The organism is Rugamonas sp. (assembly GCF_025354735.1).
Taxonomy (GTDB): domain Bacteria; phylum Pseudomonadota; class Gammaproteobacteria; order Burkholderiales; family Burkholderiaceae_D; genus Rugamonas.
Genome location: NZ_JANXMI010000309.1, coordinates 20,933 through 36,126 on the forward strand (window position 1 = coordinate 20,933; position 15,194 = coordinate 36,126).

19 protein-coding genes are annotated in these 15,194 nt (G+C 66.0%); 7 read left to right on the top strand and 12 right to left on the bottom strand.

What is annotated here, in order from left to right; genetic code table 11:
* Positions 1-22: 22 nt before the first annotated feature.
* The 3 genes from Q0S71_RS25365 to Q0S71_RS25375 all read right to left on the bottom strand — a co-directional run bounded on the left by Q0S71_RS25365 (position 23) and on the right by Q0S71_RS25375 (position 2,717).
* A complete protein-coding gene (locus tag Q0S71_RS25365) occupies positions 23-349 on the bottom strand; it encodes a hypothetical protein (RefSeq protein ID WP_296001883.1) in 327 nt (108 codons plus the stop codon).
* A gap of 158 nt (positions 350-507) precedes the next feature.
* Positions 508-1,293 (bottom strand): thioredoxin family protein, encoded by a 786-nt coding sequence (locus Q0S71_RS25370; RefSeq protein WP_296001886.1) that lies wholly within the window; start codon positions 1,291-1,293, stop codon positions 508-510.
* Positions 1,294-1,421: 128 nt separating this feature from the next.
* Positions 1,422-2,717, bottom strand: a complete 1,296-nt coding sequence (locus Q0S71_RS25375) for an MFS transporter (RefSeq protein WP_296001890.1) — start codon at positions 2,715-2,717, stop codon at positions 1,422-1,424.
* A gap of 105 nt (positions 2,718-2,822) precedes the next feature.
* Between Q0S71_RS25375 and Q0S71_RS25380 the strand changes: the two genes are divergently transcribed.
* On the top strand, positions 2,823-3,728 hold the full coding sequence (locus Q0S71_RS25380; protein ID WP_296001893.1) for a LysR substrate-binding domain-containing protein: 906 nt from the start codon (positions 2,823-2,825) through the stop codon (positions 3,726-3,728).
* A 47-nt stretch (positions 3,729-3,775) separates the two neighbouring features.
* On the opposite strand, the gene Q0S71_RS25385 is transcribed toward Q0S71_RS25380, so the two are convergent.
* The 5 genes from Q0S71_RS25385 to Q0S71_RS25405 form a co-directional block, all read right to left on the bottom strand.
* A complete protein-coding gene (locus tag Q0S71_RS25385) occupies positions 3,776-4,663 on the bottom strand; it encodes a hypothetical protein (protein WP_296001896.1) in 888 nt (295 codons plus the stop codon).
* 11 nt (positions 4,664-4,674) lie between these two features.
* Positions 4,675-5,454: a hypothetical protein gene (locus Q0S71_RS25390; protein WP_296001899.1), complete on the bottom strand. Its 780-nt coding sequence runs from the start codon at positions 5,452-5,454 to the stop codon at positions 4,675-4,677.
* 1 nt (position 5,455) lies between these two features.
* A complete protein-coding gene (locus Q0S71_RS25395) occupies positions 5,456-5,956 on the bottom strand; it encodes a hypothetical protein (RefSeq protein ID WP_296001902.1) in 501 nt (166 codons plus the stop codon).
* 106 nt (positions 5,957-6,062) lie between these two features.
* A complete protein-coding gene (locus Q0S71_RS25400) occupies positions 6,063-6,356 on the bottom strand; it encodes a J domain-containing protein (protein ID WP_296001906.1) in 294 nt (97 codons plus the stop codon).
* A gap of 103 nt (positions 6,357-6,459) precedes the next feature.
* A complete protein-coding gene (locus Q0S71_RS25405) occupies positions 6,460-6,612 on the bottom strand; it encodes a hypothetical protein (RefSeq protein ID WP_296001909.1) in 153 nt (50 codons plus the stop codon).
* 236 nt (positions 6,613-6,848) lie between these two features.
* On the opposite strand from Q0S71_RS25405, the gene Q0S71_RS25410 reads away from it, so the two are divergent.
* The 5 genes from Q0S71_RS25410 to Q0S71_RS25430 all read left to right on the top strand — a co-directional run bounded on the left by Q0S71_RS25410 (position 6,849) and on the right by Q0S71_RS25430 (position 11,935).
* Complete coding sequence (locus tag Q0S71_RS25410; protein WP_296001911.1) at positions 6,849-8,615, top strand: glutamine--tRNA ligase/YqeY domain fusion protein; 1,767 nt, start codon at positions 6,849-6,851, stop codon at positions 8,613-8,615.
* Between the two features lie 181 nt (positions 8,616-8,796).
* Positions 8,797-10,632, top strand: coding sequence for a CHASE domain-containing protein (locus Q0S71_RS25415; protein WP_296001914.1), 1,836 nt, complete (start codon positions 8,797-8,799; stop codon positions 10,630-10,632).
* 145 nt (positions 10,633-10,777) lie between these two features.
* On the top strand, positions 10,778-10,915 hold the full coding sequence (locus Q0S71_RS25420) for a hypothetical protein (RefSeq protein ID WP_296001917.1): 138 nt from the start codon (positions 10,778-10,780) through the stop codon (positions 10,913-10,915).
* Positions 10,916-10,920: 5 nt separating this feature from the next.
* Positions 10,921-11,346: a hypothetical protein gene (locus Q0S71_RS25425; RefSeq protein WP_296001920.1), complete on the top strand. Its 426-nt coding sequence runs from the start codon at positions 10,921-10,923 to the stop codon at positions 11,344-11,346.
* A gap of 400 nt (positions 11,347-11,746) precedes the next feature.
* The gene (locus tag Q0S71_RS25430; RefSeq protein ID WP_296001922.1) at positions 11,747-11,935 is read left to right on the top strand and encodes a hypothetical protein; all 189 of its coding nucleotides are present in this window, start codon (positions 11,747-11,749) and stop codon (positions 11,933-11,935) included.
* Between the two features lie 135 nt (positions 11,936-12,070).
* Here the strand turns inward: Q0S71_RS25430 and Q0S71_RS25435 are convergent, their stop codons facing one another.
* From Q0S71_RS25435 to Q0S71_RS25450, 4 genes are all read right to left on the bottom strand, one after another.
* The gene (locus Q0S71_RS25435; protein WP_296001924.1) at positions 12,071-12,310 is read right to left on the bottom strand and encodes a hypothetical protein; all 240 of its coding nucleotides are present in this window, start codon (positions 12,308-12,310) and stop codon (positions 12,071-12,073) included.
* Positions 12,311-12,558: 248 nt separating this feature from the next.
* The gene (locus tag Q0S71_RS25440; RefSeq protein ID WP_296001928.1) at positions 12,559-12,810 is read right to left on the bottom strand and encodes a hypothetical protein; all 252 of its coding nucleotides are present in this window, start codon (positions 12,808-12,810) and stop codon (positions 12,559-12,561) included.
* 238 nt (positions 12,811-13,048) lie between these two features.
* Positions 13,049-13,336 (bottom strand): hypothetical protein, encoded by a 288-nt coding sequence (locus tag Q0S71_RS25445; protein ID WP_367185339.1) that lies wholly within the window; start codon positions 13,334-13,336, stop codon positions 13,049-13,051.
* Positions 13,337-13,356: 20 nt separating this feature from the next.
* On the bottom strand, positions 13,357-14,253 hold the full coding sequence (locus Q0S71_RS25450) for an NAD-dependent epimerase/dehydratase family protein (protein ID WP_296001930.1): 897 nt from the start codon (positions 14,251-14,253) through the stop codon (positions 13,357-13,359).
* Positions 14,254-14,265: 12 nt separating this feature from the next.
* Between Q0S71_RS25450 and Q0S71_RS25455 the strand changes: the two genes are divergently transcribed.
* The coding region (locus tag Q0S71_RS25455; protein ID WP_296001932.1) for a CDP-6-deoxy-delta-3,4-glucoseen reductase at positions 14,266-15,194 on the top strand (929 nt) is incomplete at its 3' end.

Genomic DNA, 15,194 nt, shown 5'->3' on the forward strand with positions numbered 1-15,194 from the left:
GGCGGCGGTGGCGGCGCCTGGCCTAATGCACCTGGTGCTTGAGTTCCGACAGCTCGTCGTGCATGTGCAGCACGGCGCTGCGCATCTGCGGCGTCAGCGTGGCGCCGCTGGCGCAGACGCGCTTGGCGCGGTCGCCCAGCTGCTCCAGATCGTCGACCATTTTGCGGATGCGCGGTTCGTCGCGGGTCTGGATCACCTGCCGGACCAGATCGGACTGCCGGTCCAGCCGCTGTATGCAGTCGCGCAGTTCGCTGGGCACGTCGCGCTCGGCCGAACACGCTTGCGCGGCCTGCCCTATCGCCTGCTCGACGCTGTGAAATCGGCGCTGTATTTCATTCGCTTGCAACATGATGATTCCCCTCCATGAATAAAGGAGCACGCTCTGGTGCCCGTCCATCTTGGACTGGCGGCCGAAGGCGAAGTTGCGGCGGCCGGGCCCGCGTTTGAGCGCTCTCAAGTTTTGCGTCCGCCGTGGCCGCGCCGTGGCTGCTGCGCGACGGCGGCGCATCAGCCGCCGCACAGTGGCAAGGCCAGCGCCTGCAGCACCTCGCCCTGCTCCGACTGCACGAAGGCGCTCACGCCGAGATTGCCGCTCAGCGCGCCGGCCGGCAAGACGAAGGTGCGCGTCACGCCGGCGCCGTTCTTGCCGCTCTTGGCGTCGGCCGCCAGCGCGACCGGTTCCAGCCATTCCCGCACGACGAAATCATGGCGCAGCAAGCGGCCGCGATTTTCGCCGGCCGTCACCGCGCTGGCGACCCCGCTCTGCACCAGCGCCACGTACAGCTTGCCGTCGCGCGCCGAGCTGGCGCTCACTTCGACCGGCAAGCCGGCCGCGCCGGCCTGGCCGAGCGCGATGCTGATGTCGGCCGCCGCCGGCTGCGCGTTGATGCGCTGCACGGCCGCCGGCACGCCGCCGCCGGCCCAGCTGCGCAACTCCTTGCCGTCCATGAAAATTTCCGGCGTGTAGATGGTGCGCGTATGGGCCAGGCCGCTCAGCCAGCGCTGGCGGTCGGTGAAGGCGGCGCGCGAGTACGGGTCTTTCCAGCCGATGTCATTCCAGTAATCGACATGTTCCGACAGCAGCACCGCCCGCTCGCCGCTCACGCCGGCCGCGCGCAGGCCGGCGACATATTGATCGGCCGGCGGACAACTGCTGCACCCTTCGGAGGTGTACAGCTCCAGCAGAGCGACGCGGTGCGCCGGGCTGTGCGCGCGGCAGGCGCCGGCGGCGGCCATGGCCGGGTTGGCGATCATCGCGGCGGCGGCCAGCAGGCAGGGGAACAGGGATTTCATGGCGCGTCCTATCAGTGTGGGAGTGTCGCTTGGTCGCGCCGCGCCGGCAAACCTTACACGGACGCGGCGCTCATCACGCGCCACCCGGCGCTGGCCTGAGCTCGGCCGCCACCCGGACTGGAGCGGGCTCAAGCCTTAGCCGGCGCCGGTGACAGCGGCGCCAGCGTGCGCAGCCGCAGCGCGATCAGCAAGGCCAGCGTCAGCACCACGGCCAGCATCGCCACCACGCCGGGCCAGGCGGCGCGCGTCCACATCAGGCCGGTGGCCGAGCCGATCACGCTCGATCCCATGTAATAGAAAAACAGATAGAGCGCCGAGGCCAGCGCTTTCGGCGCGGCGGCCCGCCGGCTGACCCAGCTGCTGGCCACCGAGTGGCTGGCGAAGAAGCCGAAGGTCAGCAAGGCCATGCCGGCGACGATCAGCGCCAGCACGTTGAACAAGGTCAGCAGCAGGCCGGCGCCCATCACCGCCATGGTCAGCCACAACACGCCGCGCCGGCCCAGGCGGTCGGCCAGGCGGCCGGCCCAGACCGAACTGAAAATGCCGAGAAAATATAAAAACGAAATCGCGCCGACGACGCTGGGACGCAGGCCGAACGGCGCGTCCAGCAACCGAAAGCCGATGTAGTTGTAGACGCTGACGAAACAGCCCATCAGCAAGAACGAGATCGCGAACAGCCACGGCAGGCCGGCGTCGGCGAAATGCAGGCGCAGGCCGGACGGCAGCGTGCGCCAACCGTCGGCGCTGGCCGTGAAATGGCGCGAGCGCGGCAGGCTGCGGCTGAATTCCCAGGCCGACAGCAAGCCGGCCACGCCCATCGCCGCCAGCGCCGCGCGCCACGACAGCCAGTCGCTGAGCACCGACGTGAGCACGCGCCCGGCCATGCCGCCGAAGGCGCTGCCGCTGATGTACAAGCCCATCGACAGGCCCAGCGAGGCCGGTTCCATTTCCTCGCCCAGATAGGCCATGGCGATGGCCGGCATGCCGCCCAGCGCCACGCCGAGCGCGGCGCGCAGCAGCAATAGCTGGGTGTAGCTGTGGGCGCCGGCGCACAGCAGCGTGAACACGGCGGCCAGCACCAGCGCCGCCGTCATCATGGGCTTGCGGCCGAGGCGGTCGGTCAGCGCGCTCGACACGAGCATCGACATCGCCAGGGCGGCCGTCGACACCGACAGCGTCATGCTGCTCTGCGCCGCAGTGAGCGCAAACTGGCGCGACAGCAGCGGCAACAGCGGCTGCACCGAATACAGCAGCGCGAAGCAGGAAAAGCCGCCGAAAAACAGCGCCCGGTTGCTGCGCTTGAAATCGGCGTCGCCGGCGGCGATGCGCGGCGGCCCGGGCTGATCGGGGCCGGCGGTGGCGGGCGGCGCGGCGATGTCAACGACAACATCGGCGGCGACGGAGGGAACGGCGTTGGCAAACATGGCAAGTCCCGAATGCGGATGGCGAACATTCATCTTAGGATTGCGCCCTCTTACTGTCCAATATATATTTGAGGCGTTACTTATACTTTAAAACGATTACTCAATATGGAATTACGCCATCTGCGCTATTTTGTCGCCGTCGCCGAGGAACTCAGTTTTACGCGCGCCGCCTTGCGGCTGCACATCGGCCAGCCGCCGCTGAGCCAGCAGATCCAGGCGCTGGAAGCCGAAGTGGGCGCCCAGCTGCTGGAGCGCAACAAACGGTGGGTGCGCTTGACGGCGGCCGGCGCGCTGTTCCTGGCCGACGCCCGCCGCATCCTGGCGCTGGCCGAGCAGGCGGTGCAGACGGCGCGCCGGGCCCAACGCGGCGAGGCCGGCGAACTGCGCATCGGTTTTACCTATTCGACGCCGTTCACGCCGCTGTTCGCGTCGCTGATTAACCGCTACCGGCAGCGCTATCCCGGCGTGTTACTGACCTTGCACGAGATGGCGACGCTGCGCCAGCTCGACGCCATCGGCGCGCGCGAAATCGATCTCGGCTTTGTGCGGCCGGCCGAGGAGCCGACGCCGGCCACGATCCGGCTGACCACGCTGCGCCGCGATCGCTTGCTGGTGGTGCTGCCGGTCGCCCACCGACTGGCGCGGCAGGACAGCGTGGCCGTCGGCGAGTTGCAGGGTTCGCCGCTGGTGATGTATCCGAAGGACGCGGGGACGGGGATTTATCCGCAAATTTTCCGGCTTTGCCGCGGCGCCGGTTTCGAGCCGCAGATTGCCATGGAGGCCGGCGAAGTGTCGACCATCATCGGCCTGGTGGCGGCCGGCTGCGGGATTTCGGTGCTGCCGGGATCGTTCGATTCGATACAGATGGAGGGGGTGTGTTTCCGGCCGCTGTCGGACGAGGGGGCCAGCACCACGCTGCTGCTGGCGCAGCGCGAGGAGCCGGCGTCGCCTCTGGTCGAGGCTTTCGTCACGCTGGCGCGGGAAGCGGCGGCGTCGGCGCGGGGCGCTTGAGGCGGCCCCGGGTAATCGGGGTCCGCTTCCGACGGCCACGCTGCGGACTAGGAATAATCGGCGTCCAACTCGGAACCGGCATAGTTTTCCAGCTCGGCGAACAGGGTTTTCATCGCCGTGCGGCCGCCGATGTGCTGGATCACCGTGCAGGTCTGGCGGTAGTTGTCGATGCGGTCCAGCAGCACCGGGTGGTGCTGGACCGGCACCTTGGCCACCAGCTCGGCCCAGCCGGCCTCGAAGTCGGGCTTGTTCTTGCGCACCGATTTGACGAAGCGCTCGAACTCCTTCTGCCCCGTGCGCGCGACGATGCGGCCGCCGCCTTCGATGGCGAAGATGACGGCCAGCGCGATCACGCCTTCGGCGTTCAGGTCGGTGTCGCTGACCGGGCCGGCACTGTGGTGGCGCCGCAGCCAGCCGGCCAGGCGCACGATGGCTTGCACTTCCTTGCGCTGCTTCAGCTGCGCTTCATAGCGCTCGGGACCGGACCAGTTCTGGTTCGGGTCGGCCTGGCACAGGTCGATGAACAGGTCGCGCAGGCGGCGCTGCACATACACCGGGTCGACGTCGTATTCGCCGACGAGCGCGTCCTCCGGCAGCGCCGACAGGTCGCGGATCAGGCGGAAGCCGATCTGGAACGCGTGCTCGGCGCCGTGCTCGATGAGGAAGTCGAGCGCGGCCTGGTCGCCGTCGTGCATCAGCGCGTGCTCCAGGCCCAGCGAAACGCCGCCCACCGTCAGCTGCAAGGCTTTCTGGATGCCGTCGGCGGTGCGGTCGTTGGTGAACTTTTCGGCCACCATGGCGGTGATGCCGGTGAGCTCGTCGGCCAGGCCGGTGGCGGCGTCCGGGTCCGGCTCGGACACCAGCAGCTTGATGGCGCGGATCAAACGCGGCAGGTTTTCCGCGACGATGGCCGGCAGCGCGAATTCGGCTTGCATCGACGCGGCCATCACGAGAAGATGCCGGAGCCGAGGCTGCGGCGGGCGCCAGCCCGGGCCACGCCGCTGCGCGTCGACGGCACTTGCTTGCGCAGGCGGTACAGCAATTCCTTGGTCGAACGCTGTAAAAAGGCCGGCTCCTCGTCGGGGTCGTCGCTGAACTCGGCGTCGGCCAGGTCGGCGCTGTGGCGGAATTCGGGGAACAGCTCGAACAGCGCGCGGTCCCAGCCGTCCTCGGAGGCCTGGGCCAGCGCGATGGCCAGGGGCACCACGTCGTTGTCGGACGAGGTCTGGCCGGTCAGGTACGGGCCCTTCGCGATGATTTCGCCGGCCACTTCGAGGATTTCCTTGGGCGCCATCGAGAACAGGATGGCGAAGATGGTGGCGCCGTGGTCGCCGGCCGACGCTTCGGTCAGCAGGTCCTTGCGGCGCTCCTCGTCGTCGGTGGCGAACACCACGCCGTGGATGTGGGCGAACAGCGATTCGGCGATGCGCTCGGGATCGTCCTCGATCTGGTCGTCGGGCCAGGTGGCGGCGAAGAAGGCCAAGCTGTCGGCCCAGGCCTTGGGCGGCACCAGCAGGGTCGCCAGCGACATCTTGCCGCCGTCGAAGCCGGCCAGGTGCAGCGCCGTCACCTGCGGCGGGATGTTGGCCAGCACTTCGACCACGGCCAGGTCGCCATACTGGTCGGCGGCGTCGGAAAAAGCCTGTTCGGCGTGGCCCAGCGAGCCGGCCAGCACCAGCTCGGTCACTTGCTTGCTCAGCGCGGGCAGATTGCTTTTATCCGACATATTATTCTCCATCCTGATCGAACATCTGGGCGAAATCGTCGTTGACGTCGTCGTCGTCGTGGGCGTCGTCGCCGTCGTCGTTGGCCGACAGCTGTTCCAGCGACTGGTCGTCGTCGTCCCACTTGCGCGGATTCTTGAACAGGAAGGCGGTGATGATGGCCTGGCGCGCCAGGTCGGGATAGCTGTCCTGCAAGGCCGCGTACATCTTGGCCGGCTCGTCGCCGGCACAGGAGGCCATGGCGAACACGCGCGACGGGTCGCCGAATTCATAGTCTTCCGCCTCGGCCAGCAAGCCTTTCGGGTCGCTGAAACTGATGTGGTCGACCAGCGCGAAGGCCAGCATGTTGACGTCTTCGATGCCGCCGCCGCCGGCGTACTCGGCCACCAGGGTGTCGGTCATCAGCTTATAGTTCTTGCGGTCCGGCGGGTCGCCGAGGATGCCGTCGATCTGGCCTTCGAGTTCGCGCGATTGATAGGCAAATTCGGGATGTACTTTTCTCATTGCGTGCTTTCTGTATCGGTGCTGCGGTCTGGATCTTGAAATGGGGCGCGGCGCCTCGTGGGCGCCGGCGAAATCGGGTCGGATCGGAAGGGGGCGCGGACCCGGCTCAGGCCGGCGGCAGCACGGTGCCGTGCAGGCCGAACACCGAACGCCACAGCTGGTAGGCCTCCGCTTCGGAGTCGATGATGATGCGGTGGTTCACGCTCTGATTATATTCCTCGCGTTTGACCGGGTCGGACAGGATTTCGTAGGCCTTGGTGATGCTTTTGAAGCGGGCCTCGGCGCCGGGGGCGGGATTGCGGTCCGGGTGGAAGCGCATCGCCAGCGAGCGGTAGATCTTCTTGATTTCGTCGTCCGTGGCGTTGGGGGCGACACCGAGCACATTGTATAAATTTTCCATAAGGAAACTCCGGCCGTCTGCCTGAACATTAAAGACGAATTATCCTATAGAAAGCGGGCGGCGTCCTGAAACGCGCGGAATTGACGCCGGAACGGCGGTTTGCTCAGCCGGCGTGGGCGCGCCGTTCGACGCCCGGCGGCGGCGCGCTGCGGCGCCGCATCTGCCACACCGGCGCCGCCGGCGGCGTCAGCGGCAAGCCGGCCAGCGCCAGCAGGTAGTCGCGCACGAGGGCGGGATGGGTGGTGAGGTTTTTCATGATGGCGCTCCGGTCGGAATCCAGCCGCGAGGCTGCGGACAGGAAGCCAGTCTGCGCCTGAAGACGGCGCGCTTCCGTGCGTTGACATACATAGCGCAGCCGCCGCCCAGGCAGGCGGCCGCCCTGCCGGGGGCGCGCGAAAACCGGGCCGCCCGCCGCGCCGCGGCATCCGATCGCGTCTGGCCGTGGGGATACGGTAAAATGACCGCAACTTTACTTCCACGCAATCAGACCAGATGAGCAACGATAAAAACAGCCCCGCCCCGGCTCTGCCGTCGAACTTCCTGCGCGCCATCGTCGAATCGGACCTGGCGGCCGGCACCCACGTCCGCCCCGGCCTGCCGCCGGTCATCACCCGCTTCCCGCCCGAGCCGAACGGCTACCTGCACATCGGCCACGCCAAGTCGATCTGCCTGAACTTCGGCCTGGCGCGCGACTACCAGGGTCGCTGCAACCTGCGCTTCGACGACACCAATCCGGCCAAGGAAGAACAGGAATACGTCGACACCATCATCGACAGCGTCAAATGGCTGGGCTTTAACTACGACTATCCGGCGGCCGACGGCGGCGTCGAGCACCACCTGCACTACGCCAGCGACTATTTCGACCAGCTCTACGCGATGGCCGAATACCTGATCGAACAGGGCCACGCCTACGTCGACAGCCAGAGCGCCGACGACATGGCCGCCCGGCGCGGCAACTTCAACACGCCGGGCACCAATTCGCCGTTCCGCGACCGCCCGCGTGCCGAATCGCTGCAACTGTTCCGCGACATGAAGGCCGGCAAGTTCGCCGACGGCGAGCACATCCTGCGCGCCAGGACCAGCGACGACGCCATGGCCTCGCCCAACATGAATCTGCGCGACCCGGCCATCTACCGCATCCGCCACGCCCACCACGTGCGCACCGGCGACGCCTGGTGCATCTACCCGATGTACGATTACACGCACCCGATCTCGGACGCGCTGGAAAACATCACCCATTCGATTTGCACCCTGGAATTCCAGGACCACCGGCCATTCTACGACTGGCTGCTGGCGACCCTGTCCGGGGGCGGCTTCTTCACGCTGCCGGTGCCGCGCCAGTTCGAGTTTTCGCGCCTCAATCTCAGCTACGTCGTCACCAGCAAGCGCAAGCTGCGCCACCTGGTCGACGAGCACATCGTCGACGGCTGGGACGACCCGCGCATGCCGACCATCGTCGGCCTGCGCCGCCGCGGCTACACGCCGGAAGCCATCGGCCTGTTCTGCGAGCGCATCGGCGTGACCAAGTCGGACGGCTGGATCGACATGAGCACGCTCGAAGGCTGCCTGCGCGAAGACCTGGACCCGAAGGCGCCGCGCGCCACGGCCGTGCTGCGCCCGCTGAAACTCATCATCGACAACTACGACGAGCATCTGAGCGAGGAATGCACGTCGCCGGTCCACCCGCACCACCCGGAAATGGGCGTGCGCACCTTCCCCATCACCCGCCAGTTGTGGATAGAGGAAGACGATTTCATGGAAGTGCCGAGCAAGGGGTATTTCCGCTACGCGCCGCCGGTCGACGACAAGCCGGGCAGCCGCGTGCGCCTGCGTCACGGCTATGTGACCGAATGCACGGGCTATGACAAGGACGAGAACGGCAAAGTCATCGCCGTCCACGTCAACTACTTCCCGGACAGCAAATCGGGCACGCCCGGCTCGGACCATTACAAGGTCAAGGGCAACATCCACTGGGTCTCGGCCGCCACGGCCGTCGAAGCCGAAGTGCGCCTGTACGACCGCCTGTTCACCGACCCGCAGCCCGACGCCGGCGGCAAGGACTTCATCGCCGCGCTGAACCCGAACGCCAAGGAAGTGGTCAAAGCCTATCTGGAACCGGGCATGGCGGCGGCGCTGCCGGACCAGCGCTACCAGTTCGAGCGCCACGGCTACTTCGTGGCCGACCGCGTCGACTCGACGCCCGGCAAGCCGGTGTTCAACCGCATCGTGACGCTCAAGGATAGCTGGGTCGCCAAATAAGCGACCGGGAAGCCGGAAAAACCGCCTGCGGGCGGTTTTTTTACGCCCATAAGATTTACCGTTGAACAACAATCATACCAATTAGGCAAATGCTGCTTGACTGCACTTAATGAAACTTTATATATTTGAATATATTTTAGATTTCAACTAATTTGAGAGAGCTGCCGCTCAGCCACTGACAATGCCAGCCTTCTACGTACAAAAACCGCCGTCGTTTCCCAAAAAACCCGTGCTGTGGAGCGGCTTGCTGCTGTCGCTGGGCGTCGGCGTGGCGTTTTATTTCGCCGCCGCGCTCTCGATCGAGCACGATGCCGACGAACGTTTCCGCAACCAGGCCAGTTCCGCCCGGTACAGCATCGCGGCCGGCGTCAAGGCCTACACCGACGTGCTGCGCGGCGTCACCAGTTTTTTCTCCGCCTCCGGGCATGTCAGCCGCGCCAGCTTCCATGCCTATGTCGCGGGACTGGACTTGCCGCACCGCTTTGTTGCCATCGACGCCATCACGTTCGGCAGCTATCTCACCGACGAGCAGCGCGACGGGTTTGAACAGCGCATGCGCGGCGGCCCCGACGCCGTTCCCGGCTTCGCCATCGAACCGGCCGAGCGGCGCCCGGAATACACCGTCATCACGCTGATCGAGCCGCTCACCTTCGCCGACAGACTGGGCGTCGACCTCGCCAGCCGCGACGTCGCGCTGCGCATGCTGGCGGCGTCGCGCGACAACGGCAGCATGATTTCGTCCGGGCGGCCGATCGCCGTGTCCGGCCATCCCCTGCACGTCGACCTGGCCTTGCGGCTGCCGGCCTACCGGCTGGGGGCGCCGCTGCAAACGGCGGCGCAGCGCCAGGCCGCCTACCTGGGCTCGGTCGGCATCGGCCTCAACGTGCAGCGCCTGGTGCACAGCGCGCTCGACGCGATGCCCTGGCACCATGTGCGCCTGACCTTGCGCGGCGCCAACAACATGCCGCCGCCGGCGCCGCCCCGGCTCCTGTTCGACAGCCAGGAAGGCGCGGCCGCCGGCGCCCGGTCCAGCGAGGAATTCACCATCGTGCTGCCCATCGATTTCAACGGCTATCTGTGGCAAGCCCGCTTCAGCGCGCCCAAGGCCGAGATCTATTCGCGCTTCGACGCCTTTTTGCCGTGGCTGGCGATGCTGGCCGGCTTCATCGGCAGCATGCTGATGTCGGTGCTGTTCCACACGCTGGCCTCGTCGCGGCTGCGGGCCATCAAGATGGCCAAGGCCATGACCAAGGAATTGCGCGACAGCCAGTCCAAGCTGCAGCTGTCGCACCACAAGCTGCGCCGGCTGGCGGCGCACGCCGACCAGATCAAGGAAGAGGAGCGCAAGCGCATCGCGCGCGAAATCCACGACGACCTGGGCCAGAACCTGCTGGTGCTGCGCATCGAGGCCGACATGCTGGCCACCCGCACCGGCGCACGCCACCGCCTGCTGCACGCGCGCGCCCGCAGCACCCTGGGCCACATCGACAGCACCATCAAGAGCGTGCGCCACATCATCAACGATCTGCGGCCGACCGTGCTCGACCTGGGCCTGGGCGCCGCCGTCGAGTGGCAGATCGCGCAGTTCCGCCAGCGCTCGGGCATGGTGTGCGAGCTGATCGAGCACCAGCAAGACATCGTCATCGACGACCACGGCGCCACCGCCCTGTTCCGCGTGCTGCAAGAGTCGCTCAGCAATATTTTGCAGCACGCCAAGGCCAGCATGGTGCGGGTCGAGCTGCGCCAGCAGCAGGGGCAGTTGACCATGACGATCAGCGACAACGGCATCGGCATCGGCGCCCACAGCCGCAGCAAGGTCGGCTCCTTCGGCCTGGTCGGCATCGAGGAGCGCATCAGCATCCTCGGCGGCCAGTGTTCGATCAGCGGCAGCCCGAAAGCCGGGTCGGTGGTGAGGGTTTCCGTGCCGGTCAGCTACCGGCCCGGCATGGCCGATCCGGCGGACGCGGCGGCGGCGGTGATGGCGGGGGCGGCGGCGGCGGCGGCGGTGGCGGGCTAGGCCGATGCGTCAGGCCGGTGTCGGAATTCGCGGCGCGGTTGAGGAATCTACTGAATGAAGTTTGATATTAATCAACAAGCGGCCGCGGGAGACGGACCAGAATAGCCTATGTTTTTTTGTCAACCACCACGAAAGGATAGGCCGCATGAACACATCCCACTATCAAGCGATCGCCGCACTGGATCTGGAACCGATCAAAGTCAAGCTGATGCACCGCGAGTCGGGGAAGGCTGGCCGCTGGAGCGGGCCGACGCGGTCGAGTTTGAATATCGCCGCTTCCTGATCCTGATGAAACAATTTCCAGCCGAGCATGTCGCGCCCCTGGTCGATGTCGATACCTTCTGGCACTACCACATCCACGACACGATGAAATACGCGGCCGACTGCCAGCAGGTGTTCGGCTACTTCCTGCACCACTTCCCCTACGTCGGCCTGCGCGGCGAGGCGGACGAGGCGCTCCACGCCAACGTCGGCGAGCGCATGAAACAACTGTATGAAACGACATTCGGCGTAGCCTATGTGCGCAGCGCAAGGAACGCGCCGGCGGCCGACGACAGCCAGGCGGCGTGGTCGGTGGTGGTGCCGGTCGATGCCGCTCCGGCGCAAGCGGCGTGGTCGGTGGTCGTGCCGGTCGATGCCGCCCAGGCGCTGGCGGCGATCGGCAATGCGCGACGGTCGAGTTTCGACAGCCTGCGTCCGCGCTTGAGCAATTAGGCGCCGCCCACGGGCCTGGCGTGCCGCCGTTCGAGGCTGAACTGTTGCGGCACGGCCACAGCCTCGCCGGCGCCACCTTGCGCCTGCTGTATGGAGTGATTGTCAGCAACAGCCCACGGCCGGGAGGACTCCGGCGGCGCTCGCCTGCCACTGGACGATAGCGCACCGTGGCAACGGACGCCGGATCGGCGCGGCCATGCGGCTTATCCGAGCACTGTGGCGCAAAAAATGGCATACTCTGTGGCACTGGTGCACAATTGCGCGCCGGCCGCCCCTGCCACTCAGCCGCACGCGATCCGGCCCTGGAGCGACCATCCGGCATCAGCATCCGCAGCGGCGGATCGGCGCGCGCACCTCCCGCGCCGCGAGTTCAGGCAGTCTCTATCGATTGGAGCACATCATGACGGTCAACTCCGTTTCATCCAGCAACGCCGTAGTGCAAGCGACGCCGACCCGGCAACCCGATCCGCCCAAGCAGATTGACAAGCCTGCCGAGCGCGTCGCCCCACCGCCGCCGCCGACCGCGTCCACGCCGTCGGTCAACACCAGCGGCCAGAAAATCGGCACCACGATCAGCACTTCCGCCTGAGCAGTCCGGGCGGCATCGACAGACCCCGCGGGCCGACGGCCGGCGCGGTCTGTTTTTTTGCGTCCGACGCCGCCGCAGGGCGAAAAAAAACGGCGCGAGCCAAGCCCGCGCCGTTTTTGCGTGAGTCGCGGGGACTCAGGCAGCCATCAGTTCGCGCAGTTCACGGATGCTGAAATCGCTGATTTCATGCATGCGGATCAGGATGGTGGCGCCGATAGGCAGCGTGTTGTGACGGATTTTACTGATAACCGGCGGCGCCACTTCCAGCGCGCGCGACAGGGCCGCATCATTTTTCAGTTGCAGCTTCTCGATGATGGCATCGAGAACACGGTTAGGGTTGTACGTAGGCGACGCGGTGAGTTCTTTGATAGACATGATAGTTTCGTGTAAGTGTCAGGCCATTTTGGAAAAAAAACGACACTGAAATTAAAAAATATTTAGCTGTATTACCAAGGCTGCACTACGAAACACGGTCGTTTAATGCCGGTTTTTAGCGCACAAGCAACATAATACACGATTTCGTTAACGTTAGACTAACTGGCTCGTAATTTTGTGAGATTTTGATAGATTGTACGCCCAATTCTTGTGCTACGAATATTATCCATGCGAAAAGGCGGTCGGAATCAGTGGGAAAGACGGACTCCGGCGGCTAGAAATAGCCATTCGACGGCAAGTAAAGTTGCCAATTGAGCTAGACTACCGGGGAGGGTGAGGCAATAATCGGCGGCGTACAGGCTGCGGCTGTGGCCGGCCTCGCCATACCAGCCGAGCTGGCGCCGGATTTCATCGGGCGCGGGCGGCGGACGGCGCGCCATCTCACGTTGATGCATATAAGCACGGACCTGCTCTTTGCTGGGATGCGGTATCGTTTGCATGCGCTCTCCTGGGGGCAACGCCGGCCATGGTGGCCGTCCAAACTCGCGGCCATCATCGTCGACGAAGGCTTACGATACGCCGCGAACGGCGCTGGCGCTTGATCGCCGTCAAATGCCGTTCATGCACCAGCATACAACTACTGGCGCGGCGCAAACCATTTTTGTCGCCGAGAAAGCAATGTGTTGCTTTTTAGGCTGGAACGAGGCCGCGCCGCAAGTCCGGCGCTTGCTCCGGCGCTCAGCGCGATATTGCGACCGGGCGCTTAACCCGGCTTCTTTTGACGCACGCGCAACTGCTGCTTTTTCTGCGTCTGCACCTTGTTTTGATTTGCTCGTACAGGGCGACGGCGTCCTTGCCGGCCTGCACGGCCGTGCGCAGATCGTCCACTTCATCATGCTTGATGAAATAACCGTCATCCTGGGCGTCGACCACCAGCTTGATGGCGGCCGAGTCCTCCAGTTCGTACAGTTCGGTGAGGAGGGTCGTCACCTCGTCCAGATATTCTTCATATGTCATGGTGCTCATGCTGATTTCCTTGCTCGGCTTCAATCCGCCATTTTAACGCAGGCGGCCAGGGTCGAGGCCACCGTCGGATAACGCAGCCGCACGCCGAGTTCGCCGGTCAGCCTGTCGTTGCGCAGGCGCCGCGATTCCGACATGAACGATAACAGGGCCGGCGTCACCACCCGGGCCAGCTCGGCGCGCGCCAGGCGCGGCGGGCGCGGCAGCGCGAAGGCGTCGGCCACGGCGTCGAAATAGTCGGCCATCTTCATGTCGCTGTCGTCGACGGCGTGATAGACCCGGCCCGGCCGGCCGCGCCACAGCGCGCGCGCAATGATGGCGGCCAGGTCATCGGCGTGGATGTGGTTGGTGTATACGTCGTCGGCCTCGGCCAGCGCCGGCGTGCCCTCGCGCAAGCGCTTGAGCGGCAAGCGGTCGGCGCCGTAAATGCCGGGCACGCGCAGGATGGCGACGCGGGCGCGGGCGCCGACGGCCCAGTGCCGCAACACCTGTTCGGCGTCGACGCGGCGGTGGGCGCGGGCGTTGGCCGGCGCGACCGGACGGGTCTCATCGAACAGCGCGCCGCCGCAGTCGCCGTAGACCCCGGTGGTGCTGACATAAACCAGCCGCGCCCGCTCGGGTAAAATGGCGGTCAGGCGGCGCGTGCGGCGGTCCAGCGCGCCGTCGCCCTGCGGCGGCGCCAGGTGGACGATGTAGCGCGCCAGGCCGGCCAGCCGGCGCAGCGTGGCCGGCTGGTCGAGGTCGGCCACCAGCGGCACGGCGCCGGCCGCGCGCAACTCGGCGCAGCGCTCCGGCCGGCTGGTGACGGCGTAGACGCGGAAGCGCGCGCGCAACAAGGGCAGCAGGCGCAGGCCGGCGTCGCCGCAGCCCAGTATCAGCAAGCGCGGCCGTTTGATTTTTTGACTGTGAGTGTTTTTCATCTGAAAGATTGTATGACGTTCCACATAACTGTACAGCCCAGCGGCCACCAATTCGACTGCGACGCCGATGAAACCGTGTTGTCGGCCGCCATGCGCGCCGGCGTCGGCCTGCCTTACGGCTGCAAGAACGGCGCCTGCGGCTCCTGCAAGGGCAAGGTCGTGTCCGGCGCCGTCAGCCACAAGGCGCACCAGCAGCGCGCGCTGACGCCGGAAGAAGAAGAACAAGGTTGGTCCCTGTTCTGCTGCGCCACCGCGCACGGCGACCTGGTGATCGAGGCGCGCGAAGTGGCCGGCAGCGGCGACTTCCCGATCAAGAAAATGCCGTCGCGCGTGAGCACCATCGAAAAAGTCGCGCCGGACGTGGTCGTCATCACCCTGCAATTGCCGGCCAATGAAAAGCTGCAATACCGCGCCGGCCAGTATATCGAATTCATGCTGCGCGACGGCAAGCGCCGCAGCTACAGCATGGCCACCGCGCCCGACGGCGACGCGCCGATTTCGCTGCACATCCGCCACATGCCGGGCGGCCTGTTCACCGACCAGGTGTTCGGCACCATGAAGGAGCGCGACATTTTGCGTTTCGAGGGGCCGCTGGGCACCTTCTTCGTGCGCGAGGATGGCGAACAGCCGATGGTGCTGCTGGCCTCGGGCACCGGTTTCGCGCCGATCAAGGCCATCGTCGAGCACATGGTGCACACGCGGTCGACGCGCGCCATGACCTTGTACTGGGGCGGACGGCGGCCGCAGGATTTGTATATGGACGCGCTGTGCCGCCAGTGGGCCGCCGAGCTGCCCAACTTCACCTATGTGCCGGTGGTGTCGAACGCGCTCGACGAAGACCAGTGGCGCGGCCGCAGCGGCTTCGTGCATCAGGCGGTGATGGACGATCTGCCGGATTTGTCCGGCCATCAAGTGTATGCCTGCGGCGCGCCCATCGTGGT